Genomic DNA, 25,207 nt, shown 5'->3' with positions numbered 1-25,207 from the left:
CTGCTTTATACCCGATAACTTTAGGGGTCTAATCCTCATCAATATAAACCAGACACCACATAATAACCATGGCTTTACATTAGTCGAATTAATCGTAACAGTAACGGTTATGGCTATTATTGTGGCTATCGCCGCACCATCTATATTGACTCAGTTAGCAAATATGGAAGCCAAGCGTATTAGGTACGGATTAATAAACACGCTTGCTCTTGCTAAAGCGGAAAGTTTTATTCAACGTCAAGATGTACTGGTCTGCTTATCTGATGCTAATGGCCATTGTGATAAAGACAGTGATAAAGCCTTACTATTGTTTATAGATAAGAACGATAACCAGCACTTTGATGCTGGTATTGATGAGCTATTAGAGAAACAACCATTAAACCCTAAATACGGCAAACTGCATTTACGAGCGGGTGGACGCAACTATGTGAGATTCGCTGGCGATAGCGGGAGGCCACGTGGTTTTTTTGGACATATTAAATATTGCCCAATCTCAACTTATAGCCATGCAATGTACCAAATATCCTTTAATCAGGTCGGTATCATCAAGTACAAACCCAACAGTGAGCATCCAACTGAATGCTAGCCTTAGTGCTCTGATGTTACATAGCTGCTTTCATCATAATGACCGCTTTTTCTAAGCCAACAAATACCGCATCCGCAATCAATGCATGACCAATATTAAGCTCATAAATACCTTCAATCTGGGCGATTGCATTAACATTCTCGCGGGTCAATCCGTGACCCGCATTAACTAACATATCACTATCTGCTTGCTGAGCGGTACTGACTGCTTGCCTAATACGCTCTAGCTCCGCATGCTGTCCATCCGTATTACTGACTAAGCCCATTTCCGCATAAGCACCAGTATGCAACTCAATAGCATCAGCTCGACAGGTAACGGCTGCTTTGATTTGTGTCTCTTCAGGGTCGATAAACAAAGATACTTTAATACCGGCAGCGTGTAGCTTGCTAATATAATCTGTCAGCTCTTCTGTCTGCCCTACAACGTTTAAACCGCCTTCGGTGGTCAACTCAGCACGCTTTTCTGGTACTAGACAAACCCAAAATGGTTGCACTTCACAGGCAATCGCTAGCATCTCCGTGGTCGCAGCCATCTCTAAATTTAATCGAGTGGTTAGCTGTTCAGCAATCTCGTAAACATCGGAATCCTGAATATGACGGCGGTCTTCACGTAGATGGATAGTGATGCCATCAGCGCCAGCTTGTTCACACAGTAAAGCTGCAGCAACCGGACTGGGATAAGCAACGCCACGGGCTTGACGTAAAGTTGCCACGTGGTCGACATTGACCCCTAATAAAGGTTTTTTGGAAGAAGATGGTGTAGCCATAGAAAATCCTTTTAATAATGATGCTGGTTTGACATGCTAGTAATTGGCATACAACTAGACACTCTTAGGTTTGAGCAAACCCAAATTGAGCTAGATAACATAGATTAAATAACATAAACTAGATAATTCGAACCTGGTAACTTAAGCCAGATAAACCAAACTAAATAAAGAGCTATGATTGATAACGCTGCTGCTGCTGCCAAAGTAGACGACTTTGTAACGGTTGATAATCAAGCAAATGGTCAATCAAGTGTCGATACAAACGTGACCAAGCTCCAAGCGTTACTTCAGTAATACCCAGTCGCGCCATTGCCACTAACTCACTACCCTTAAATACCGTCTGCACAGTAGCGTTCACTATATCATCGGCTGACACAATTGACACTAAGCCGACATCAGGTAAAAATCGATAAGTACAACCAGCATCAATATCGACGAGACTACTATCGTGGGCTAAAGAGATGGCAAAGCCTAACTGCTCAAATAAATGCTGCTCAAACTGCCGTAAACACAGGCGCAACTCTAACGCAGTTAATGGCTGCTTAAGCTGAAGTAAGCTATCTTGGTAATGTTGCCACAGTACTGGCATAGGGTCTTCGGTAGGCAGTAGTTTCCACAGGATCTCGTTAAGATATAATGCTGCATACTGTTGTTGGCCCCTAATCTGCTGATAACGTTGGGGCTCGTAGCTTTGTGGCAGCTCAGCGCTCTCAGAATCGAGTTCCAATGGCACTACATTGATTTGGCTGAAGGTTTTTAAATCGCGCTTGCCGGTTGCAAACAGTTGTAATGGCTCAAATAGCGGTGCGCCTTTTTTGCCAATACCATGTATCACCCCATGCTGCTCGGAAAACAAATAATACAGCGCACGCTTTTCTTGGTAAGAACGCTGATGTAATAGGTAACCGACTAACGCCTCATTACGCATAATATATTACCTCAGCACTGGCTTTTAATATCCCAGATATAAAATCAATTAGTAACCTAAACTAGTCAAAGCACGTTCATCATCAGACCAACCGCGTTTGACTTTCACCCATAAAGTAAGCATGACTTTTTTGTCAAATAGCTGCTCCATGTCTTTGCGGGCATCCGTACCCACTTGCTTGATACGTTGACCTTTGTCACCGATAACGATGGCTTTTTGACCATTACGCTCGACATAGATGGTCGCATCAATAAAAGTACAAGCTTTACGTGGACGACCTGTCTTAGGGTCAGTGTGCGCCGCCTCATCTTTAAAACCATCAATTTGAACTGTCAAATCATAAGGCACTTCATCACCAGCACTACGCATAATCTTTTCGCGAATAATTTCACTGGCCAAAAAGCGCTCAGAACGATCGGTGATTTGTTCCGTATCATAGATAGGTTCAGCAATAGGTAGATGTGAGGCAATCACTTCTTGCAAGCGGTCAAGGTTTTGATTTTTTAACGCCGAAACCGGTACGATATCAGCAAAATCAAAGCTATCACTAAAGGTCTCAATTAGCGGTAATAACGTGCCTTTGTCTTTTAGGGTATCGGCTTTATTAATAACCAGCACTACAGTTAGATTGGTATCGCCTAACTTTTGCAGTACTAGTAAGTCATCATCGCGCCACTGGTCTGAATCTACTACGAATAACACTAAATCAACATCAACTAATGCTGAGACTGCCGCTTTGTTCATGCGCTCATTGATGGCACGAACTTCATTACGATGAATACCGGGCGTATCAACAAATACTGCCTGCATCTCATCGTTAGATAAAATACCATGAATGCGGTGGCGAGTGGTTTGTGGTTTGCGCGAGGTGATGGAGAGCTTCTGACCGAGCAAATGGTTCATTAAGGTAGACTTGCCCACATTTGGACGCCCAACAATCGCCACATAACCGGTTTTAAAGTCATCAGCCATACGTACGTTAGCACTCGGTGCAAAGAAATCTTCAATAGCATTGTCGTTTTCAACAGTACTGTCATCAGTGCTATCGGTATCATTAAGCTCATCACTACTATCGTCTTGCACAGATTTTAGATTATCATTGATACTTCTAATAGGGTTCTTGATGGAGCTTTCGTTTTTATTTTCATTCATATTGTCAGTATTATCTTCGTGGTTGGATGGCAGGTCAGTACGATTGCTCATAGGGGAATCCTGTGGGTTTTTATAATAGTACTTATAAGTATTTATCAAACTAAATCTATACGGGTTTTTTAAGTGAATTTGGAAGCTTATGCAGCTGATTGATCATCAATTCTGCAGCTTTTTGCTCAGCGATACGTCGGCTTTCACCCGATTCGGTAATATTAGGGCAATTCATAATATTAACCTCACAGCGCACCACAAAAATTTGATAAGGAGCATTACCACGCGTTTCTACCAGCTCATAATGGGGCAGATCAAATTGCTTAGATTGCAGCCATTCTTGCAGACGGCTTTTGGCATCTTTGAGAGCTTTTTGCTCACTCACATTGTCAATTAAATCGCCATACCACGCCAATACACAGTCGCGCGTAACGTCCATATCTTTACAATCTAAATAGATAGCGCCTAGCAGGGATTCAACCGCATCCGCTAATATAGAGGCACGATTACGCCCGCCACCTTTACGCTCACCAATACCTAAAATCAGATGATTAGACAACTCTAAATTTTGGGCAATCGTCACCAGCGACTCTTGACGAACTAACGTTGCGCGCATACGCGTTAAGCGTCCTTCATTTTGGGTAGGATAACGATGATATAAGGCCTCGCCGACAATCATGCCAAGCAATGCGTCCCCTAAAAACTCTAAGCGCTCGTAGTTTTTTTTACTATCAAATGAGCGATGGGTAAGCGCCAACTTCGGTAAACTCAAATCTTTAAACTCATAGCCTAACTTGCGCGTCAACACTGCTAAGTGTTGGATAAATTCCGAGCTGACAAGAAGAGTGTCCTCAGCTGCACTATTTTTTTTGCGAGTAGGTATCGTTTGGGGCTGTTGTGAAGTTGATTTCATGCGGCGCTGTTGGTTATCCTGTTGGTATTACTAATGGGATGGAAGAAAAGGTTAAGAGCGCTTTATTTTTTTGCAGAAGACTTGGCGTCACCTTGTTTGATATCACCTTCAAAGCGACTAACAATATCAACGTTACCAAAAAAATTTTTGGTCTTTTCATATTTTTTATGAATAGCCAGTTGACCCGCTTTTTTGTTGGTAAAAGTGAATACTTCTTCGGCGCTAGTATCATAGTCAGCATTGATAGACAGCTGACGGTTGACGCGCTCAACGAAATTCTTTGCCGACTCGTTGCTGTTATTGGCTTCTTCGAGCTGAGCACTTAAGGTTTTGGTTAACTGGTAGTCACCAATTTGAGCCGGCACAATCGCGATGAGCAGCTTACCAGCAACGACGATAACGATCAGCAGCAAGGCGATACTGGTCGCGCTAGCACCGCGTTGTGACGACAAACTCGTTAACTGCTGCATTATGACGGTTCCTGATAACTCAATGGGCTAAGCATTCTATTTGAACAGTCACCACTTTATAACATCAGACTACATCACATCATAGCCGCCGCGCTATCACTAATATTAGCACAACAGCTAATCAATAGAACCATTACGCCCAAAGGTCGGTAAATTCAGACCAGGCGGCTTATGCATCCAAATATATACCGCTTTACCGGCTAAGTTATCATCAGGGACAAAGCCCCAAAAACGGCCGTCAGCACTGCGGTCGCGGTTATCACCCATCACAAAATACTGACCTTCAGGCACACTAATGCGCCACTCAGTACCCTCGGAGCTAACCACTTCTGGCGCTTGCTGCTGCAAGAATGGCGCATATTGCGAACTGTTCATGCCATTTAGATACCGAACTCTGTGCTCATGCTCGCCCTGAGTTTCTTGAAAATACTGTGCGTAATCTTCTTCTTGCTGGCCCATTTGTACTGCCTCAGCATCCGTTAGCACTTGCCCTGGTGCCACTTGTCCAGCACCATACAACTGCGAAGTCAGCTCAGGATTTGCATCAAAAGTAACCGCTTTGGTATCTACTGGCTTATCATTAATAGCAAGCTGGCCTTGGCTATAGCTGACGGTATCACCAGGCAAGCCAATGACGCGCTTAATATAATAAATGCTTGGATTTTCAGGATAGCGAAACACCATCACATCGCCATGTTCCGGCTTACCGGTATCTAATAACTTGTTATAGGTAAGTGGCAAGCGTACCCCATAAGCGTATTTATTTACGGCAATAAAATCGCCGGTATATAAAGTCGGCACCATAGAGGATGAGGGGATATTAAAGGGCTCAATCAAAAATGAGCGCACAATAAGCACCACTGCTAACACTGGGAAAAAGTCATAGGCCCAGCGTACTAGCAAGCTTTCTTTACCACGACCACGCGTTTTGCGCTGTTTAAGTGTCAGCTTATCTAATAGCCAAATAATACCTAGGGCTAAAGTTAATGGCACTAAAATTAAATTAAAATCAAAATCCATACTCAATTGCCTATTAACGAGCTGCTTATCCGACTATCTAGATTCATAAGACTGGCAATAACATTCTATTTATTAATACTCTAGTCTACCTGCAATACCGCTAAGAACGCTTCTTGTGGAATCTCTACGTTACCGACTTGCTTCATGCGCTTTTTACCGGCTTTTTGCTTAGACAATAGCTTTTTCTTACGGGAGATATCGCCACCGTAACACTTGGCTAATACGTCTTTACGCATGGCTTTAACCGTACTACGACCGATGATTTGACTACCGATAGCGGCTTGAATCGCCACATCAAACATCTGACGTGGAATCAACTCTTTCATCTTACCAACCAGCGCATTACCACGGTAACGAGATTGATCTTCGTGCACAATCATGGCTAAGGCATCGACCTTCTCACCGTTAATCAGCACGTCAACTTTAACCAATTTATCCACTTGATAACGCTCAAAGTTGTAATCGAGCGAGGCGAATCCACGTGAGACTGATTTTAGACGGTCGAAAAAATCCATCACCACCTCGCCCATCGGAATATCAAATATCAGCTGAACTTGTCTGCCCATAAAGCGCATATCGACTTGTACACCGCGGCGCTCAATACATAGGGTCATGACGTTGCCCAAGTAATCTTGTGGTACTAAAATCTGGCAGCGGGCTATGGGCTCACGAAACTCTTCAATATTATTAGGTTCAGGCAGTTTTGATGGATTATCAACATAAATAATCTCGCCGTCTTTCTTTACAATCTCATAAATCACTGAAGGTGCCGTAGAGATTAAATCCAAGTCATATTCACGTTCTAGGCGTTCTTGGATAATCTCCATATGCAGCATACCTAAAAAGCCGCAGCGGAAACCAAAACCGAGCGCATCTGAGGTGTCGGGCTCAAAGAATAATGAGGCATCATTAATTTGTAATTTTTGTAGCGCCTCACGAAACTTTTCAAAGTCAGTAGACTCAACGGGGAACATACCCGAATATACCTGCGGGGTGACTTGCTTAAACCCAGGGATACGCTCAACGTCAGGCGTACTGGCATGAGTAATGGTATCGCCTACGGGTGCACCGGCAATATCTTTAATACCAGCGATGATAAAGCCAACTTCACCAGCTTGCAAAATACCCGTATCTAAAGGCTTCGGTGTAAAAACACCAATCGAGCCTACCAGATGCGCCTCTTTGGTTGATTTGATATAAAGTTTGTCACCTTTACGTATAGTACCTTCACGCACGCGCACTAATGAGACTACGCCCAGATAGTTATCAAACCATGAGTCGATGATTAATGCTTGTAATGGCGCTTCACGGTCGCCTGTCGGCGCTGGGATAAATTCCACTAACGCTTCGAGCAGATGATCGACACCCAGACCGGACTTGGCTGACACGCGCGGGGCATCAATCGCTTCGATGCCGATAATGTCTTCAATTTCCTGAATGACACGCTCAGGCTCTACTTGTGGCAAGTCAATCTTATTAAGAACTGCCATCACTTCTAAGCCTTGATCGACCGCCGTATAACAGTTGGCCACCGATTGCGCTTCTACCCCTTGCGCGGCATCGACCACTAATAGCGCACCTTCACAAGCCGCTAATGAACGCGAAACCTCATAAGAGAAATCGACGTGCCCTGGCGTATCAATAAAGTTCAGCTGATAGCGTTCTCCATTAGGATGATCATAATACAGCGTCACCGACTGCGCTTTAATAGTGATGCCACGCTCGCGCTCGATATCCATGGAATCGAGTACTTGCGCCTGCATCTCGCGATCTTGCAGCGCGCCGCACATTTGAATAAAACGATCGGCAAGGGTCGATTTACCATGATCAATGTGGGCAATAATAGAAAAGTTACGAATATTGGCTAATGCAGTCACAAAGCGCCTACTAAATAAAAGGAATGGGATAGTGATAATTAAAACAGTAATTTAACAATGTTTTTAACAGTATTAATCTTCAAAACAATAATCAGCGATGCCTGTCAGCAAACCATCACCAAAAAGCGCGGATAACGCTCAGCAACGCACGCAGGCATGTGCAGGTATTCTAGCAGTTTTCTGCTGTAAAGTAAGGTGATTTCGTCAGCAAGCTTTTGATTTATAGATGAAGATAACTTGGCTTATTAATGAAGACGCCTTGGCTTTCAGTTATATGAAGAAGAAGGGGATAGATTAAAACCGATGAGAAAGTTTTAGAGAGCTCATTATTTAATAGGCAAAAAAAAACCAATCACAGAGGATTGGAATTTTAAATTTGAGCAACTGTATTTTCAATAACTAACAATAAATGGTGGCGATGAAGAGACTTGAACTCTTGACCTCACGATTATGAGTCATGCGCTCTAACCAGCTGAGCTACATCGCCATTTAAGGCTCGGTATTATGCCGAAGCAGGAGACAGACGTCAACCCTTAAGCAGAATTTTTTTGCAAATAAATGGTTTTTTATTAAAAATAAATCCATTTGTTAAAACAATGAACAATCATTACTGTTTTAACGCTTAAGTCTTGAAGCTTAAAATATTATAACTTGAAATCTTGTAAATTAAACTATAAAAGGTTTGGTAAACCGATAAGCCGGGTTCTGTCGTGGACAATCATTCCTCTAGGCGTATCATCGCTAATACGCTCAAGCAACCTACCCGCATCGAACGCGGGCCGCGCCATGCCGATGCCTATTTGGTCTTGCTACGCGTGGAGTTTACCATGCCGTGAACTGTTGCCAGCCACGCGGTGCGCTCTTACCGCACCCTTTCACCCTTACCGATGACATCTATGATGCCAAAGGCGGTCTACTCTCTGCTGCACTTGTCGTCAAGTTACCCTGCCCAGCCGTTAGCTGGCACGCTGCCCTATGTAGCCCGGACTTTCCTCCCCTGCTCAGTCTGTTGCCAGTGTGCAGCGGCGATTGCCTAGTCTACCAAGCGCGCTAGTATAGCAAAACTAATAGCGGCTGGGGAAGGTCTTTTTAGCTTATTTGCATTGATTAAATTTATTCGGCCTATTTCAATCAGTCAAGTGCAAAAGCTTATTAGAGAGCCAGGTTAAATAAAATCATGGAGCAAAATGAAATGACTATCTTTTATGGGTATTTTAAAAGGACTAGTGCTTGCAATCATCCCGCTAGTTAGCTTTTTTTTGGCGATAGTATTAGAATGGATCGTTTTTTAGATATGAGTAGTCATCTTTAGCAACTATGTTTAATAGTAAAGCTTAATAGTGAACTATTGACCAGTAATACGTTTGTATTTTGACATCAAATCGCTTTCGGTTTCGACATGATTAGGGTCATGAGGGATACAATCAACCGGACAAATCACCACGCATTGAGGTTCATCAAAATGCCCGATACATTCGGTACAGAGATCAGGGTCGATCACATAAATATCGTCGCCCTCAGAGATGGCATCATTCGGGCAGGCAGGCTCGCACACATCACAATTGATGCATTCATCCGTGATTAATAGCGCCATGAACTGCTCCTTATTTTTTAGGGTCAGCGGATATAATACGGGCATATATTTAGCCTATTTATCCATGCTGAGTAATTAAACGCTTAGCTATCTTTTGTCGTCAGCTTTTGCGTAAAGGCTTGCGCGACACAAGCTGGGACAAATTTAGTGACATCACCGCCAAGTTTGGCGATTTCGCGAATCATAGTCGATGAGATAAATGAGTAATTCTGTGAGGGGGTTAGAAATACCGCTTCAAAGTTTTCATCAAGCTCGCGGTTCATGTTGGCCAACTGAAACTCATATTCAAAGTCCGACATTGCACGCAGACCACGCAATACAGCGGTCGCATTCTTTTCACGCATAAAATCAACCAGTAGACCTTCGAAGCCGACCACCGATACTTGCGGTAAGTCAGCGAATACGGTCTCAACCAATGCTACGCGCTCCTCAAAGTCAAATAAAGGCTTTTTATGATGCCCTAAGGCAACGGCAATAACAACTTCGTCGAACAGTTTTACTGCACGCGTGACTAAATCAACATGACCATTAGTAATCGGGTCAAAAGTGCCAGGGTATAAAACTTTGGTATGTAAACGAGAGGAAGTTGTAGAAAGGCTCATAGCAGGGCTAATGTCGTCGGTAATGTTATTGCATATGCTAGCAAATTTTGTCTAAATTTGACACTTATCTGCTACATTTGTTATAACAGCCTACCTACATTTGCACTGGATGCTTTGTTACAATAGTCGGTTCGACTCATCCTTAATAAAAGATAAACAATTAGGATGAGGAATTATAGACGAGGACACCATGTCAAAAAAATCAAGAAAACCCGCAAATCAAATTTGTGCCAATAAAAAGGCGCGGCACGAGTACTTTATTGAAGAAACCTTTGAGGCAGGATTGGTACTACAAGGTTGGGAAGTCAAAGCCATTCGTTCCGGTAAAATGACGATTACTGAAGCCTATGTCATTTTCCGTAATGGGGAAGCTTTTCTTTTCGGCTCGCATATTCAGCCGCTACTCAGTAGCTCAACGCACGTCGACCCTGATAGCATTCGTACTCGTAAGCTGCTACTCAATCGCCGCGAAATCGAAAAGCTATTTGGGTCGGTCAATCAAAAGGGCTATTCCTGCGTACCGTTATCTTGTTATTGGAAGAATTCCCTAGTTAAATGCCAAATTGGGCTAGCATTAGGTAAAAAACAGCATGATAAACGCAAGACCTTAAAAGACCGTGATTGGGAACGTGACAAACAGCGTGGCTTTAAGCAGCATTTAGACTAAACATTTTGATTTAAAAGAAAACGAATTAGTTTATTAAAAAGTGGATGATTTAGCTGAATTTTTGGCTGAATCAACCGCTTTTTATTTTACTGTTTTATATTGAGTTAAACGGCTTCCTCATTTATTATAGCTCGTGTGTTACGACGAGCACGTTGTAATTGGCGAACGCCATGAGCAATTAGGAAAACAATACCTACCCAGATTAAACCATAGCTATATATCATTGCCGATTCAAACGGATTGCCCAATATTGTCACCGCTAAGATAAACAATAGCGCAGGTTCTAAATAACTCATCATGCCATAAACGTTAACCGGTAACATTTGACTGGCATCAACGTTGGTTTTCATCGCCAGCACACTCAGAATACCTAAGCCTGCCAGCATAGCGAGAAAAAATCCCGACCCTGATACCAGAGTTAAGCTACTGGGTGCTAAGAAGAATAGATAAGCCAACGCAAATGGCGCAAAAATAGTCAAATCAACGAGCAGTCCGGTCAGCGCACCAATCCCTTGCAGGCGACGTAAAATATAATACAGCGGATAAGTACCACATACCCATAAGGTCGCCCAAGATACACTTTGGGTGCGCACAATTTCACTACCCACACCTAACGCGGCAAACGCAACGGCTAACCATTGCAAACGGCTGAGCTTTTCACCGAATAAGACGCAACCGAACACCACCATCATGAGTGGGAATAAAAAATAACCCATCGCTGTTTGCACGCCTTGACCATTGACGGGTGCCCACATAAATAACCAAAACTGACTGAGAAATATCGGCGTTGGTAATAATAACCATGCCCATTGCTTAACTGAACCCAGCGTGCGCAGTTTGTCAATATGAAAGCCCAGTTGACCACTGATCAACAAATATCCAAACAGCGCCACCCACATCGCCAGCATCCGCCAGATGAATACTTGCGTGCCTGATAATGGGGCCAAAAAGCTACTGTACGCATAAAGTACACCAAACAAGACGTTGGACAATATCGCCAGCATAACGCCTAACATTAAGGTGCGTTGCTGCGCACTACCCGATGTCCAAACCGCTGGCAAGGGTATCCGTGACAAGGTGGATGCAAGCGTATTGGATAAAGTTGAGGTCGACATTCAGAACACCATAAAATTAGGTAAAGGGTAAAAAAGGTATGTCTCTTTTTTTGTTCCGCTTTAATTTTTAATTATGAACAGTTTAATTCTTGGCGGCTTATTGACTGACAGATAGCTTCTTATTGATAATATTTAGTTTATAGAGTCTGGGTGCAATATTATCTTTATATATCCATATTTTTGGTTTTATTTATCACAATTATGATTTTTATATAAACAATTTCTTGAATTTGACTATATAGTGATAATAGTCATAAATCTATATTAGATATTTCGTTTTTTCTTATGATACCTATTTTGTTAATTCAGGCGTTCAAGAGACCATATACCCATGAACCAGATTTTGGATGAGACCGATAAAGCCATTTTGAATTTACTGCAAGACGATGCGACGCTACCGCTAAAAACTGTTGCTGAACATGTTCATGTGTCTATCGCTACTGCTCAGCGCCGAATTCAAGCGCTGATAGATAATGGCGTGATTACCAAGCAAGTGGCTATCGTTAATCCTAACAAGGTGGGCTATGGGCTGACGGCAGTGGTAATGATAGAAATGGAACGCTCTAATACCTCAATGCAGCATCGATTTGAGCGTCTAATGAATGCGCAGCCGCAAGTGATGAGCTGCTATGAAGTCTCTGGCGACGTTGATTTTATGATAATGGTCAGTGCTAAGAATATGACTGATTATCATCAATTTACTCGCAGCACGCTGACTTACGAGAATAATGTGCGCAATTTTAAAAGTCAGTTTGTGATGAACTTTACCAAAAGTGGTACAAAAATTATGCTGGATTAACTCACGCTATCAATAACTTATCGCTAGCTGAAGTTAATTCATGTTAAGATGAGCGGTTTTAAGCAGCTATACGCTTAGCTGATATTAATAGCCAAATTCTTAGCCAACAGGTCCGCCCATGTCTGCCGATACCATCGCCCGCACCGCCTTTAAACAAGGCACTAAGCCTCTTTACGATTACGATAAACATTGGGCCAGCTGTTATGAGCCTGCGCCGTATCTACCGATGAGCCGCGCTGAAATGGATGCGTTAGGTTGGGATGCGTGCGATGTGATTATCATATCCGGCGACGCTTATGTCGATCATCCCAGCTTCGGTATGGCAATTATTGGGCGTTTATTGGAAGCCCAAGGCTTTCGCGTTGGTATCATTGCCCAGCCAGATTGGAGAAGCAAAGACGCCTTTATGGAGCTCGGTAAGCCGGTTTATGCTTACGGCGTGACTGCTGGCAACATGGACAGCATGATTAACCGCTACACCGCTGACCGTAAAATTCGTAGCGATGATGCTTATTCACCAGGTAACGTGGCGGACAAACGTCCTGACCGCGCTGCTATCGTCTATAGCCAGCGCTGCCGTGAAGCTTATCCCGATGTGCCTATTATTTTAGGTGGTATCGAAGGCAGCTTACGCCGTATCGCTCATTATGATTATTGGTCAGATAAAGTTCGCCGCAGTATCTTGCTCGATGCACGCGCTGATGTTTTATTGTATGGTAATGCCGAACGCGCCATTATCGATGTGGTGCATGGTCTATCAAAAGGCTATAGCTTTGAGCAAATGAGTAAGCTACGCGGAGCCGCCTATTTACTGACACCGACGCGTCGCCATTGGCAAGCAGATATGACCGAAGTCGCCAGTAATGACGTCGATACCGCCGGCCGCGTTGACCCGATTATTAATCCTTATGTGATGACCGAAGACGTTGACCAGTGCTCAATCGAACAAGACAAGCCTACCAACTCGCCGCTCGGACAATCCTTTTCGGCACAGTATCAAGGTTTTGTCGCTGAGCAAGTGACCAATAAAGTCATCAATGCTGAGCAAGTCGATGAAGATACGCAAATCGTGCAGCTGCGCGGCTTTGATAATACTAAGACGGACAAGCCCAAAACTGCTCTTAAACATAAGCTAAAAATGCCCGCGCGCGAAAAAACTGTGATTCGTTTGCCCGACTATGAACACGTTAAGTCTGATCCCGTATTATATGCTCATGCCAGCCGCATCTTACACCTTGAGACCAATCCCGGTAATGCCCGTGCCTTAGTCCAACGTCATACCAGCGGCGCCGGTAACTCATTTAGCTCAATTGACGTCTGGCTCAATCCGCCACCGATTCCGCTATCAACGGAAGAAATGGATTATGTATTTGACTTGCCTTATGCACGTCTGCCGCATCCAAGCTACGGCGATGCGCGTATCCCTGCTTATGACATGATTAAATTTTCGGTCAATATCATGCGCGGCTGTTTTGGTGGCTGTACTTTTTGCTCAATTACTGAGCACGAAGGACGCATTATTCAAAACCGCTCTGAAGAATCTATTTTGCGTGAAGTTGAAGCCATTCGTGATACCGCGCCTAGCTTCACTGGCGTCATCTCTGACCTTGGTGGCCCAACGGCGAATATGTATCGCCTCAGCTGTAAAGATGAGACCATCGAGAAGAATTGCCGCAAACCTTCTTGCGTTTATCCAGACGTTTGCGAAAACCTGATTACCGATCATAGCAATCTAACCAAGCTATACCGTAAAGCACGTGATATTAAAGGCGTGAAAAAAATCCTTATCGCCTCCGGTCTGCGCTATGATTTGGCGGTTAAAGACCCTGAATACGTTAAAGAGCTGGTCACTTATCATGTCGGTGGCTATCTAAAAATCGCTCCTGAGCATTCAGAAGAAAACGTACTGTCAAAAATGATGAAGCCTGGCATGGGCTCATACGACAAATTTAAAGCGATGTTTGAGCAGTTCAGCCAAGAAGCGGGTAAGGAACAATACCTTATCCCATACTTTATCGCCGCCCATCCGGGTACTAAAGATGAAGACATGATGAACCTTGCGCTGTGGCTCAAAAGCTATGGCTACCGTGCTGACCAAGTACAGGCCTTTTATCCCAGTCCGATGGCGACCGCGACGACTATGTATCATACCCATAAAGACCCGCTACATAAGGTTAACCGTACTGGGGGTGATATGGATATCGTCAAATCCGGCAAGCAGCGTAAATTGCATAAAGCATTCTTGCGTTATCATGATCCAAAGAACTGGGCATTATTGCGTGAGGCGCTTAAATCCATGGGCCGTGGCGACCTTATCGGTAAAAATCGTGGCTGTCTGATACCACCCTTTAACGCCAGTTTAGAAGGGCGCGATGCCAATCAGGACAGCTATCAATCGGCACGCAAAAAGAACAGCCGCGTGGGCAACGATTCTGCTAAGCGCCAAAATAATAACTCGGCGTCTACGTCCACAAAAAATACCTCGAATAAAAATAGCAAAAAAGTGAGCAAAGGCAACTTCCAAACCCAGCATACGGGACTGCCACCACGCAAAACTAAGTAAGCTAAGCCCATGAGCTAGGATAAATCAGCTCACATAAATAGCGTACATCAACCCTTAAGCTGTTGTACGCTTTTATTCAGCCTTTTTTTAGCTTAACTGAATAATTACATTAGTGAATAATTAAGTAACGAAGCTAACAGCTCATCAACAATTTCTAACATTGTTGAACTTCGGTTTTCGCTATCATGAACGTCATGCGTTTGACGCATTAATAACACCTGGTACAGACTTAATTTTTACACTTTTGGAGACCTTTATGAATACTTTACTTAAAATGGCTACTGCCCTACCAGCGCTTGCTTTACTGAGCGCGTGTGCGACCACTGCCCCTACTATGCCTAAAAATGAAGCAGCTGAAAGCGTGACTAAAGTTGCCTATGACCGTATGGCGCCAGCCCCTTATGCTTGTACTGATGATGGCGAAGTTTTAGTAAAACAGTCTGTTAATAAAGAACAAGTTACGCTTAATGCTACCTTGCCTAAAATCAAGTGGAACCAACAATCCGTTCTTTTAAATGGCGGCGTTACGGGTGATACGGCAAGCTATGTGAACGACGCAAACCCAGAAGTTACCTACGCATGGCACATGAAAGGCGATAGAGGTATCCTTGCTATGAAATGGAAAGACGGTAAAGAATACCAAGTAAACTGCCAAATATAAGTCGTTATTTTAATTAAAAAAACAGCCATTATAAAACTAATTATTATAAAAATGGCCATTAGTAAAGTGACAATATAAACAGTCAGTCTTTATAAGTATAAATAAAAACAGTCATCAAATGATGGCTGTTTTTTTGTGCGCGTTTTTTATGTCAAAGCACTCATTATAAAATCTATGCTAGCATTGTGGAATTAGATAGAGAATGATTGTAAAAGCTGTCAGAATACCCTTCAAATAGAGTCAAAACCATGTAAGCTGTCGCAATAGTAACGGTGATAAATAACCATCAGGGAGACACGTCAATGGCAAAGCGCCTAATAGGGATACTGATAATAAGTGCGGCGAGTGTGTGGGCGCTAACTGGCTGCGATAACAACGTGGACACTATCGACAGCACGTCTAAAGAGGTCACTGAGCAAACAACAACAACGACTCCCGAAAGCTCTAAAGACGGTATATCTGCTACGAAAGATAGCGCATTGGCTAACACCATCGACTGGTCGGCCATAGCGAGCGATGAGACCGCTGCCACCCTTGCCAACTATGATTACCCCTTTGCACTCGATAGCCAATCAGTCCACGCCTACGCCGACTACTTCAAGATCGACAATGTCAGCGCCCAGCATAATCTCACCGTCGGTATGGCCAGTAACGAAGCATTGTCCAAGGCATTAGATGCGGTTGGCACCAGCTACGTCTCCCATGAGCTTACCGATGGCGACAAGGTCGAGCTGATCATTCATACTACCCCTGATATCAGTGCTAGCCGCTATGATTATATCCTCGCTGATGACTTCGCTAAAGGGCTAATCTTGCCTATCGTTATTAAACCCGATGGTAAGAAAGGTGATGTTGAGGAGCATGGGGGTTCTTAGGTTAGGAAAATTGGAGTAATATTTTGATGAGTTTTTAAAGGACTTTGCAGATAGGTTGGCATAATTTATATTGTAAGGTACGCTAGGTGAAGTGCACCATATACCTATTACAATAAACGTAATATGAATTTAATATTAATAATATAAGTCAGTATAAATATATGAAAAATAAAAATGAAAAGATGTTTTTATTGTCTAAATTTGATGTGAACTCCATCGAACTCTTAGATATGAGATTTCTACCTCCTAAGATACTTGTACCAGATGATATTGAGGATTATAAATTTCTTTCTAGAAGCATTGAAGAAGTAGATATTAAAAAAAATAGGGTAAAGTTTCTAACTCCAAGTATGGTTGCTTTACAAATTAACATTGCAAATGAAGCTTTGAGGGAAGTTAAAGCTCTGAACAATAGAATTCAAAGTCTATATTCTGAACAAGATTTAAGTAGTGAATCTACGGGTGAATCATTAATAGGGCATACATTAGAAATCTATAGCTTTATTGAACATGCTCAAAAAGCTATCATATTCAGTTTTACTGCGTTAGAGACATTCATCAATTTATCAATCCCTCATGATTTTATATGGGAAAAACGCACTACAAGAAAAACCGAGGTCTACAATAAAGAACAAGTTGAAAGATATGTATCATGGAAAGAAAAAATAAACCTAGTAGTGACAGATATATATAAAGTGCCACAAATTAAGCAAATGGATTTTTGGTCAGATTTAATCGAGCTTTTAGATGTTAGAAATAGACTAATTCATATTAAAAGCTCAGATGATACAGAAGTGTTAACTGATCTGTTGAACAAAAATATTTTTAAAATCTGCTTCTCAAGTCAAGAATACATTAATTATATTTCTGAAAATGTGGTTGAAAACGATAATGTAAAAGCTAATGATATTGAAAAATTCCCAATCATTTCCAGTAAGAGAAAAATTGCTTTGTTTCAAAAAAATGTGGATAAGGTTTCACCAGTTTATATTCCTGAAGAATATAGATAGATACAAGAAGACGATGAAATTGACTACAACGCCATTTAATAGAACTACAAACATAATAAGGTGGGTTACGCATCCGCTAACCCACCCTACCATTCAAACTTATGAGTTTTCTAGCAAAGCCAAAAACTCTTCCTCACCTACAACCTTAACCCCTAACTTCTCCGCCTTAGCCATCTTCGAACCCGCCTTTTCTCCTGCCAGTAGCACCGTAGTTTTAGCAGAGATACTACCGGATACTTTTGCACCCAATGCTTGCAGTTTAGCCTTCGCCTCATCACGTGCCATACTTGCCAGCGCACCAGTGATAACCCACGTCTGCCCATCCAGCGGCAAATTAGCCGATACTTTCTGTTTCACCTTATCCCAATGCACACCTGCTTCACGTAGCGCAGTGATGACCTCGATATTGTGCGGTGCCCGGAAGAATTTATAGGCCAGCTCAGCAGTAATAGTACCCACATCAGGCGTTAGTAGCAGCGCCTCGATGTCGGCAGCCATGAGCACATCAAGGTCACCAAACTGCTGGGCGAGATTTTGGGCAGTCGTCTCACCCACTCCGCGAATACCGAGCGCATAGATAAAGCGAGCTAACGTCGTATGTTTACTGGCTTCAATGGCAGTAATGATATTTTGTACCGATTTTTCGCCTAATTTCTCAAGGGTAATCAGTGCCTCGTAGTGTTGATGCAACTGATAAATATCAGCGACCGTCTTGACCAGACCATGATTAAAAAAACCAATTAACCAGCGCTCGCCTAAGCCATCGATATCCATCGCACGGCGGGAGACAAAATGAATCAACGCTTCTTGTTGCTGGGCGGGACAAAATAGACCACCGGTACAGCGAGCTAGCGCTTCATCTTCGGGCAGAACTACGGGGGAATTGCATACCGGACAACAAGGTGGCAGAGTGACAGGCTCGCTATCAGCCGGACGTTGATCATGCCAAACCCGCGTAACTTTAGGAATAACATCACCGGCGCGGTGGACACTGACCATATCACCGGCGCGGACGTCTAAGCGTTGAATCTCACCGAAGTTATGTAGCGTGACATTACTGACGGTAACGCCGCCGACTTTTACCGGTTCTAACTTACCGACCGGAGTGATTTGTCCAGTACGTCCGACTTGCCATTCAATCGATTGCAAGCGCGTCATGACCGTTTCAGCGGGGAACTTATAGGCAGTCGCCCAGCGCGGTTCACGTGATAAAAAGCCCAATTGTTGCTGTAGCACCAAGCTATTGACCTTAATCACCGTCCCATCAATCTCAAACGGCAATGCGCCACGTTGCTCAATCACTGACTCATAATAAGCTTGGGCGGCACGTGGGTTTTGTACGATCTCAACTGCACTGACGGTAAAGCCGATATCTTTAATCCAAGCCAAGGCCGCGGATTGTGTATCGATAGTTTCCGGTAGCCCTTGATTGATTGAGTAGGCATAAAATGCTAATGGACGACTGGCTGCTACACTTGGATCAAGTTGGCGCAAACTACCAGCGGCCGCATTGCGTGGATTAGCAAAGGTTTTATTATCATTTTCTTCTGCAAGACGATTAAGGCGCTCAAATCCAGCTTTGGGCATTAAGACTTCACCGCGCACTTCTAATAGGGGAGTATCCGCCGCAGCCGCAAGCCATAACGGCAGATTGCGAATAGTTTTAGTATTTTGGGTAATGTCTTCGCCCGTTTGCCCATCACCGCGTGTCACCGCTTGCACAAACTGTCCGCGCTCATATTTAAGCGATACCGCTAGCCCGTCAAGTTTCAACTCCATCTCATATTCAGGATTCTGCTGAGCAACACTTAAACGGTCATTGACCCGGCGCATAAAATCGCGTAAATCATCGTATTCGAACACATTGCCGAGGGACAGCATCAGTGTGTCATGAGTTACTTGCGTAAATGCAGATAGTGGCACATCCCCGACTTGATTAATTGGGCTATCCGGCTGTACTAAATCGGGATAAGCTTCTTCAATCTTAATTAAAGATAGCCGCAACTGATCGTACTCGTTGTCTTCTAAAACTGGATTATCGAGCACGTAATAGGCATTATTATGAGTTTTGAGCGCATCGATAAGCACGCGCATCTGCGCGATGATAGCATCGTTAGATGTCGCGGTAGTTGTGGCAGAATTAAGATTTGATGGGTCAATATTTTGCGAAGTGGCTTGTGTAGAATTAATTTCTTGAGAGATAAGGCTTTGAAAGCTAGCTGGTTGAGAATCAGGCGGTAGAATGGGGTCAGTCATAGTCGGCGTCTTTGCTATTTAATATGCCGATATCATAACAAGTTTGATAGTAATTTTGCACGCATAGCTGGCGCAAATAACGTAATAGTTAATCTAAGACACATGTCGTTATTTGCGCCTTTCAGCCACCTTAATACTTCTTAGATTAACAAATAATGTAACTTTTAAAAGGTTACAATCTTTTATCTTTCTCACCTTGCTGTTTTAATCTTGATAATCACGGACTTGATTGCGCAGTTGCTGTCTATATTCAGAGGTAATCGGATCGTTATTTTCATCAAGCATTATGGCATCTAAGTCATTGGCCATCATATAGGCGATGCTCATCATGCCATCGAAGCTCGTTAGCGCGCGCGGGTGTGGCAGCGATAGGAATACCACCAAGCCGCTGTAAGTATTAGTCGCCACATTATGCGGATCAAAGGGCGCAATGCCATTTTCTGTGATGCCCATCATACTAAACCAGAGGATGCCGGTGCCGTCTTTTTGCTCATAGCGGTGAAACATATTCATCGCGCCAAAGCGCAAGCCGTACTTATCAATTAAAGTCAATAGGTCGCGCCCACGGATGACCCTTGGCGGACGGTCGGGGTCCTGATACGGCAAAATAGTAATATTAATATTGTCTTTGGCATTAATGAGTGGACCATTTTGTTCTTGGTCAGCCGGCTCTAGCAGATGTTGATCTAGTATCGGACTGTTATCGTTAAAGCTGGGCTCTTCTGCCGTATCAATGACGGGCATTAGATTGTCAGTAGCAGACATCAGGTTAGAGAAGGCGTCAGGCGCTTGCTCGTTATTAGTGGGTACATATTCATTATGGGCATCGCCGCGCAGCTCTTTTGTCAGTTGCCCAAATTCGGCATTATCTTCACGCTGTTGTTCAGCCTGCCAGCGTGCAAAGTCGGCAGCATCTACTTCGTTAACCCCATCACTGATCATACCGCCACTTTGGGTCAGCTGCGCATCGATATTGGTATGCGTATGAGTCAAGGGCTCATCTTCGATTACCGCATTTAGATAATCACGATTAGGGCCAATAGTCGTCTCGCCAGCGACAGTATCATCAAAGTCGGGCTGATCGACAATATTGCGCTCATGACGTGGAATAATTGGGATACCATTCTTATCATAATTGACCGCTACAGCGTCAGCGTTTCGGCGACGCTTTGAGCCACGAATAACCACAAACAGCCCTGCAAACACAATAAACGCAGCAATGACAAGCAATATAAACTGAATAGCGGTCATGAGAAATACATCCTAATATATGACAATAAGGGAGACGCAAAAGGGAATAAATGGCAATAGTCTAGCATGGCTGAACCATGCCGTCATCATATTGTAACTGTTTCGTCAGCGCTAATGACAGTCAATATGAGTGATCTTTTTTAGTTGGCTTTTTTAGTGGGTTTTACTGGTTATCAATCCTGCTATTAAAGCTAGCTATCGATATAGCGCACCGCTTCCTCTAAGGAGACACTAACCAAGGCTGAGATGCCTGCACTTGGCATGGTGATGCCTTTGAGCTCATCAGCTATCTGCATGGCGAGTTTATTATGACTGATAAAGATAAACTGCAAGTCGTCTGCCAGCTCCTGAATAAGGCTGGTAAAGCGCGCAACGTTGGCATCATCAAGTGGCGCATCAACCTCATCAAGCACACAAAATGGCGCAGGATGCTGTTTAAAAATAGCGAAAATCAAGCTCAGCGCGGTTAAGGTTTTCTCGCCGCCTGAAAGTACCGCAAGACGACTATTACGCTTGCCTTTAGGTTGCGCCATCAAGGTTAATCCTGCACGCCATTGTTCTGATTTTGGCGTACTAACAGGCATGTCATCCAAACTTAAGGTCAAGCTCGCATGACCACCACCGAAAACTTTGCCAAATAAATCTGCCATCTCAATATTAACCGCATCCAGCGTCTGCATAAATAGCGTCTTAGTGGTCTCATCAATAGACGCAATTGCCGCTTGTAAGGTATCCATGCTATTGGCAATATCTTCAGTCTGCTGCGCAAGTGGCTCCAGACGTTCGTTTACCGCATCCAGCTCGGCGACAGCAGCTAAATTAACCGCACCGATTTTATTGAGCTGTTGCTCAAGTTTGGTTTGCGCGGCTTGCAGTTCAACTATTTTATCTGGACGTACTCGGCGCTCATGGGTAACAAAGTCTGTTAATAAGCTTGAGATACTGATAGGTTGCTGCGGCGCTTGTCCGCTCTCTTTATTATTGCTATTCATTTTATGATAGTCAGCTAAAGCATCCTGTGCGTAATCACTAGCATCTTGCAGACGCTGTGCGCTCAGCGCCAGCTCAGTCGCTTGGCTAGCCAGTTTACTTTGCTGGGTTTGCAATTGAGTTTGCAATTCATCAAGTTCTGTCTGCTGCTGGCTGTATTCTTGCTTCAGTACAGTTAAGACGGTTTCGCGTTCCGTTAATAGCGTCTGCTGTTCATCACGGCCCGTTTGTGCCTTTCGCAATGCCGCTATTAAACTTGGCAATTGCTGTTGGTGATGCTCATAACTTATCCGCAGCTGTTGTTCGCTATGCACGGATTTATCTTGCTGCTCAGTTGCGCGCGCGAGACTACTCACGCTATGCTCTAAACGTATCTCGCTTTGCTGAATATTAAGCTGCAAGGTTTGCCACGCTTCATCATCCGCTTGACGGGCACGGCTCAGCTCATTACGTGCGGCTTGTAGCTGCTGCTGATTATCCTGTGCTTGCACTAATTTAGGGGTTAGCGTGTCCATGTCAGCTTGAATTTGCTGCTGTGCATTCTCTAACGATTTTTGTTCTTGCGCAAGTTCCTGCTGTTCTTGTTCAAGCACCACTTTATCAGAATTTAAGCGTTGCTCATCGGCTTGCAGACGTTCATATGCGGCTTGCTGGGTGGTTAATTGTTGCTGATAGCGATATTTATCATGGGTTAATTGCTGAGATTGAGCACGAGTTTCCTCTAAGCTTATCATTAATGCATCATAATCGCGCTGGTGTTGTTTGATTGTCTCCTGCTGCGTTTGTATTTGCGCCTCGTTGGTTTCGAGCAAGCTCTCTAACGTTTGTAAACGCGTGCGCTGAGTCAGACGTTGGGTTAGAAACTGACTATCAGTCTGGCTATCCTTTGCGCCAGCAAGTTTGCTTAGGTTTATCGTGCCACTGCTACTGATTAACCAGCCGTCAATAGTCAATAATAATGCTGCTGGCGCTAGCACTTTTAAAATAGCAGTCAACTCTTCGATAACTTGTTCAGAGTTAATATCAGCTTGAGCAAGATATAAATAACACTGCTGCCATAAGGCCAATTCAGGTTTTGCAATCAGCTGCGCTAACGGTAAAATCTTATTAGCAAACTCTTCTGGTAAGTCGCTAATAAACGTATTTTTCTGAGTTAAATTTTTAGGGGCTGGCAACCATAAACTATGGCTTAATTCATTTTTTGAACGACTTGATTGGTTTTGATAAGCTAGCAAATCTGGCAAATAAGACTTCAGTGATTGCCATAAATTATCTGTATTTTTCTTACTACTATTTATATCACTATTATCATCAGCAACAGGCGCACTTGGTATCAACACATGACTATCAAGCCATAATGGCAATAAGCTATCCAGTTGTTGCGCATACTGTTGACCTTGCCTACTTAGCTCAATTTGCTCACGTAAGGTAGCGATAGGAAGTTTTTTAACACTATTTTCTGTTTGATTGGCTGCATCAGTAATTTGCTGTGGCGATTTTTTAGTTGGTTTAGGATGCAATATCTGATGTAAGGTATCGTATTCACCTGCCAGCAACGCATGTCGTTTTTCATGCTCTGCTAACTCACGTTGCTGGGTAGCTAAGTGCTGCTGTAAAGTACGCTCTTGCGGTTGCAGCTCAGATAGCCGCTCAGATACACTATCCTGTCGCCGTGCAATCTGCTGTAGCTCATTATTAAGCTCAGCTATTTGCGTAACAGAAGTTGTATTAGTTTCCGTATCAGTGCCACTGAGATTGAGGTTAATATTGGCGCTATTGGACTGCTGCAACTGCTCCCACAATACTTGCCAATTCTGCTGACGACGGGTCCATTTATCTTGACTGAGCTGCCAACGATTTTGTGATTGGTTATTAAGCGCTTGCTGCTGCTCCAGCGTACGGGCGTTCTCTTGCAGTCGCGACAGCTGGTTTTGCGCCTCATGCCATGCGCGCTGTAACGGCTGCTCGTCTTGTTTATGAGCTTCGCGCTGCGCTGTAAGCTCAGCTAGCTGTGGGCGCAAGGTGCTTAATTCATATTGCTGCTCAATCTCTTGCGCCTTTAGCTTATCTATCTCTACGATAGCCTGCTCACGCTGTTGTAACAAACTGGCGAGCTGCTGCTCAATTTGGCTAAATTGCGCTTGCCCATCGCCCAGTTGGTGCTCTGTCTGCTGGTAGCTGAGCTGCTGCTGATAATGTGCGCTTTGGGTGTCGTCTTTGAGCCACTGCTGTTGATTAATATGAGCAGTAAGCTTATCTTGCTTAACTTTAAGGGCTTCATAATTAACTTGCAGTTCAGTGACTGCGATAGCGCTGCGCCCATGTTCAACTTTATGCTGCTGCTGGGTATGCTTAGCTTGATATAATTGTTGAATAGCCAGTTGCTGTTTAATATCAGCCAAACTTGCCGTAATTTCTTTATAACGCTGCGCACTAGCCGCTTGTTTCGAAAGGGTCTTTTGTTGGCGTTCCATCTCGCTTTGCATATCGTGCAGGCGCGCCAAATTATCTTGGGTTTTCTCAAGCTTCTTTTGGGTTTCTTCGCGACGGGCTTGATAGCGTGAGACCCCTGCCGCCTCTTCAATAAATTCGCGCAGCTGCACGGGATTGGACTCCACAATACGCCCAATCATACCTTGCTCGATGACCGCATAACTGCGCGCACCCAATCCGGTGCCCAAAAACACATCGACCACATCGCGGCGACGGCAACGCGTGCCATTGATAAAGTAATCTGAGCGACCTTCCTTATTTACCTGCCGGCGGACAGACAGCTCTTGATATAAATTCAGCTCGTGGCGAATGCCGTTTTGCTCATCTTGGGTATGCTCAAAAGTCAGCTCGACACTGGCGACACTTTTGGCGGCCTTGTCTTGCGTTCCGGCAAAAATGACATCACTCATCGCCCCGCCACGTAGCTGCTTGGCAGAAGTTTCACCCAATACCCAACGAATGGCATCAATCACATTTGATTTGCCGCAGCCATTAGGCCCGACAATGGCGGTAACGCCACGAGGAAAGGTAAAAGTGGTTGAGTTAGCAAAGGACTTAAAGCCTGCCAATTTTAGAGATTTTAAGCGCATGGATAACCAGTGATATCAGCAAAAACAGGCGCCTATTT

General features: G+C 43.8%; 20 protein-coding genes, 1 tRNA gene and 1 other RNA gene. 7 read left to right on the top strand and 15 right to left on the bottom strand.

Annotated features, from left to right (window positions below; all coding sequences use genetic code 11):
* Positions 1-7 precede the first annotated feature (7 nt).
* On the top strand, positions 8-586 hold the full coding sequence (locus JMY06_RS04665; protein WP_201616751.1) for a GspH/FimT family pseudopilin: 579 nt from the start codon (positions 8-10) through the stop codon (positions 584-586).
* 16 nt (positions 587-602) lie between these two features.
* On the opposite strand, the gene JMY06_RS04660 is transcribed toward JMY06_RS04665, so the two are convergent.
* The 11 genes from JMY06_RS04660 to coaD all read right to left on the bottom strand — a co-directional run bounded on the left by JMY06_RS04660 (position 603) and on the right by coaD (position 9,899).
* Positions 603-1,352: a pyridoxine 5'-phosphate synthase gene (locus JMY06_RS04660; protein WP_201616614.1), complete on the bottom strand. Its 750-nt coding sequence runs from the start codon at positions 1,350-1,352 to the stop codon at positions 603-605.
* Between the two features lie 172 nt (positions 1,353-1,524).
* Positions 1,525-2,280: a DNA repair protein RecO gene (gene recO / locus JMY06_RS04655; protein WP_201616612.1), complete on the bottom strand. Its 756-nt coding sequence runs from the start codon at positions 2,278-2,280 to the stop codon at positions 1,525-1,527.
* Between the two features lie 48 nt (positions 2,281-2,328).
* Positions 2,329-3,483, bottom strand: coding sequence for a GTPase Era (gene era / locus JMY06_RS04650; protein ID WP_201616610.1), 1,155 nt, complete (start codon positions 3,481-3,483; stop codon positions 2,329-2,331).
* A gap of 55 nt (positions 3,484-3,538) precedes the next feature.
* Positions 3,539-4,336, bottom strand: coding sequence for a ribonuclease III (gene rnc / locus JMY06_RS04645; protein WP_201527940.1), 798 nt, complete (start codon positions 4,334-4,336; stop codon positions 3,539-3,541).
* Between the two features lie 62 nt (positions 4,337-4,398).
* Entirely contained in the window at positions 4,399-4,806 is a 408-nt protein-coding gene (locus JMY06_RS04640; RefSeq protein WP_227672166.1) for a DUF4845 domain-containing protein, read from the bottom strand.
* Positions 4,807-4,923: 117 nt separating this feature from the next.
* Positions 4,924-5,826: a signal peptidase I gene (gene lepB, locus JMY06_RS04635; protein WP_201616602.1), complete on the bottom strand. Its 903-nt coding sequence runs from the start codon at positions 5,824-5,826 to the stop codon at positions 4,924-4,926.
* 80 nt (positions 5,827-5,906) lie between these two features.
* Complete coding sequence (gene lepA, locus JMY06_RS04630) at positions 5,907-7,703, bottom strand: translation elongation factor 4 (protein ID WP_201616600.1); 1,797 nt, start codon at positions 7,701-7,703, stop codon at positions 5,907-5,909.
* 410 nt (positions 7,704-8,113) lie between these two features.
* A tRNA-Met gene (locus JMY06_RS04625) sits at positions 8,114-8,190 on the bottom strand.
* A gap of 191 nt (positions 8,191-8,381) precedes the next feature.
* Positions 8,382-8,748, bottom strand: an RNA gene (rnpB, locus tag JMY06_RS04620) — RNase P RNA component class A.
* 300 nt (positions 8,749-9,048) lie between these two features.
* Positions 9,049-9,297: a YfhL family 4Fe-4S dicluster ferredoxin gene (locus tag JMY06_RS04615; protein ID WP_147223809.1), complete on the bottom strand. Its 249-nt coding sequence runs from the start codon at positions 9,295-9,297 to the stop codon at positions 9,049-9,051.
* An 83-nt stretch (positions 9,298-9,380) separates the two neighbouring features.
* Complete coding sequence (gene coaD, locus JMY06_RS04610; RefSeq protein ID WP_201530081.1) at positions 9,381-9,899, bottom strand: pantetheine-phosphate adenylyltransferase; 519 nt, start codon at positions 9,897-9,899, stop codon at positions 9,381-9,383.
* 190 nt (positions 9,900-10,089) lie between these two features.
* Here coaD and smpB point away from each other — a divergent pair, with 190 nt between their 5' ends.
* A complete protein-coding gene (gene smpB, locus JMY06_RS04605; protein WP_201616598.1) occupies positions 10,090-10,566 on the top strand; it encodes an SsrA-binding protein SmpB in 477 nt (158 codons plus the stop codon).
* Positions 10,567-10,670: 104 nt separating this feature from the next.
* Here the strand turns inward: smpB and rarD are convergent, their stop codons facing one another.
* Entirely contained in the window at positions 10,671-11,681 is a 1,011-nt protein-coding gene (rarD, locus tag JMY06_RS04600; RefSeq protein WP_201616590.1) for an EamA family transporter RarD, read from the bottom strand.
* Between the two features lie 331 nt (positions 11,682-12,012).
* On the opposite strand from rarD, the gene JMY06_RS04595 reads away from it, so the two are divergent.
* From JMY06_RS04595 to JMY06_RS04575, 5 genes are all read left to right on the top strand, one after another.
* Positions 12,013-12,480, top strand: a complete 468-nt coding sequence (locus tag JMY06_RS04595) for an Lrp/AsnC family transcriptional regulator (RefSeq protein WP_201616588.1) — start codon at positions 12,013-12,015, stop codon at positions 12,478-12,480.
* Between the two features lie 118 nt (positions 12,481-12,598).
* Positions 12,599-15,043 (top strand): YgiQ family radical SAM protein, encoded by a 2,445-nt coding sequence (locus JMY06_RS04590; RefSeq protein WP_201616586.1) that lies wholly within the window; start codon positions 12,599-12,601, stop codon positions 15,041-15,043.
* Between the two features lie 256 nt (positions 15,044-15,299).
* Entirely contained in the window at positions 15,300-15,704 is a 405-nt protein-coding gene (locus JMY06_RS04585; RefSeq protein WP_201616584.1) for a hypothetical protein, read from the top strand.
* A gap of 302 nt (positions 15,705-16,006) precedes the next feature.
* Positions 16,007-16,579: a hypothetical protein gene (locus tag JMY06_RS04580; RefSeq protein ID WP_201616581.1), complete on the top strand. Its 573-nt coding sequence runs from the start codon at positions 16,007-16,009 to the stop codon at positions 16,577-16,579.
* A 161-nt stretch (positions 16,580-16,740) separates the two neighbouring features.
* Complete coding sequence (locus JMY06_RS04575) at positions 16,741-17,589, top strand: hypothetical protein (protein ID WP_201526423.1); 849 nt, start codon at positions 16,741-16,743, stop codon at positions 17,587-17,589.
* Between the two features lie 99 nt (positions 17,590-17,688).
* On the opposite strand, the gene ligA is transcribed toward JMY06_RS04575, so the two are convergent.
* The 3 genes from ligA to JMY06_RS04560 form a co-directional block, all read right to left on the bottom strand.
* Positions 17,689-19,845: an NAD-dependent DNA ligase LigA gene (gene ligA / locus JMY06_RS04570; RefSeq protein WP_201616574.1), complete on the bottom strand. Its 2,157-nt coding sequence runs from the start codon at positions 19,843-19,845 to the stop codon at positions 17,689-17,691.
* 204 nt (positions 19,846-20,049) lie between these two features.
* The gene (locus JMY06_RS04565) at positions 20,050-21,096 is read right to left on the bottom strand and encodes a cell division protein ZipA C-terminal FtsZ-binding domain-containing protein (RefSeq protein WP_201616572.1); all 1,047 of its coding nucleotides are present in this window, start codon (positions 21,094-21,096) and stop codon (positions 20,050-20,052) included.
* Positions 21,097-21,287: 191 nt separating this feature from the next.
* Positions 21,288-25,169: an AAA family ATPase gene (locus JMY06_RS04560; RefSeq protein ID WP_201616570.1), complete on the bottom strand. Its 3,882-nt coding sequence runs from the start codon at positions 25,167-25,169 to the stop codon at positions 21,288-21,290.
* Positions 25,170-25,207 lie beyond the last annotated feature (38 nt).

This window comes from Psychrobacter urativorans, from assembly GCF_904846675.1.
Taxonomy (GTDB): domain Bacteria; phylum Pseudomonadota; class Gammaproteobacteria; order Pseudomonadales; family Moraxellaceae; genus Psychrobacter; species Psychrobacter urativorans_B.
Note: the sequence above shows the minus strand (reverse complement) of the source record. Positions and strands in the feature narration are given on the sequence as shown.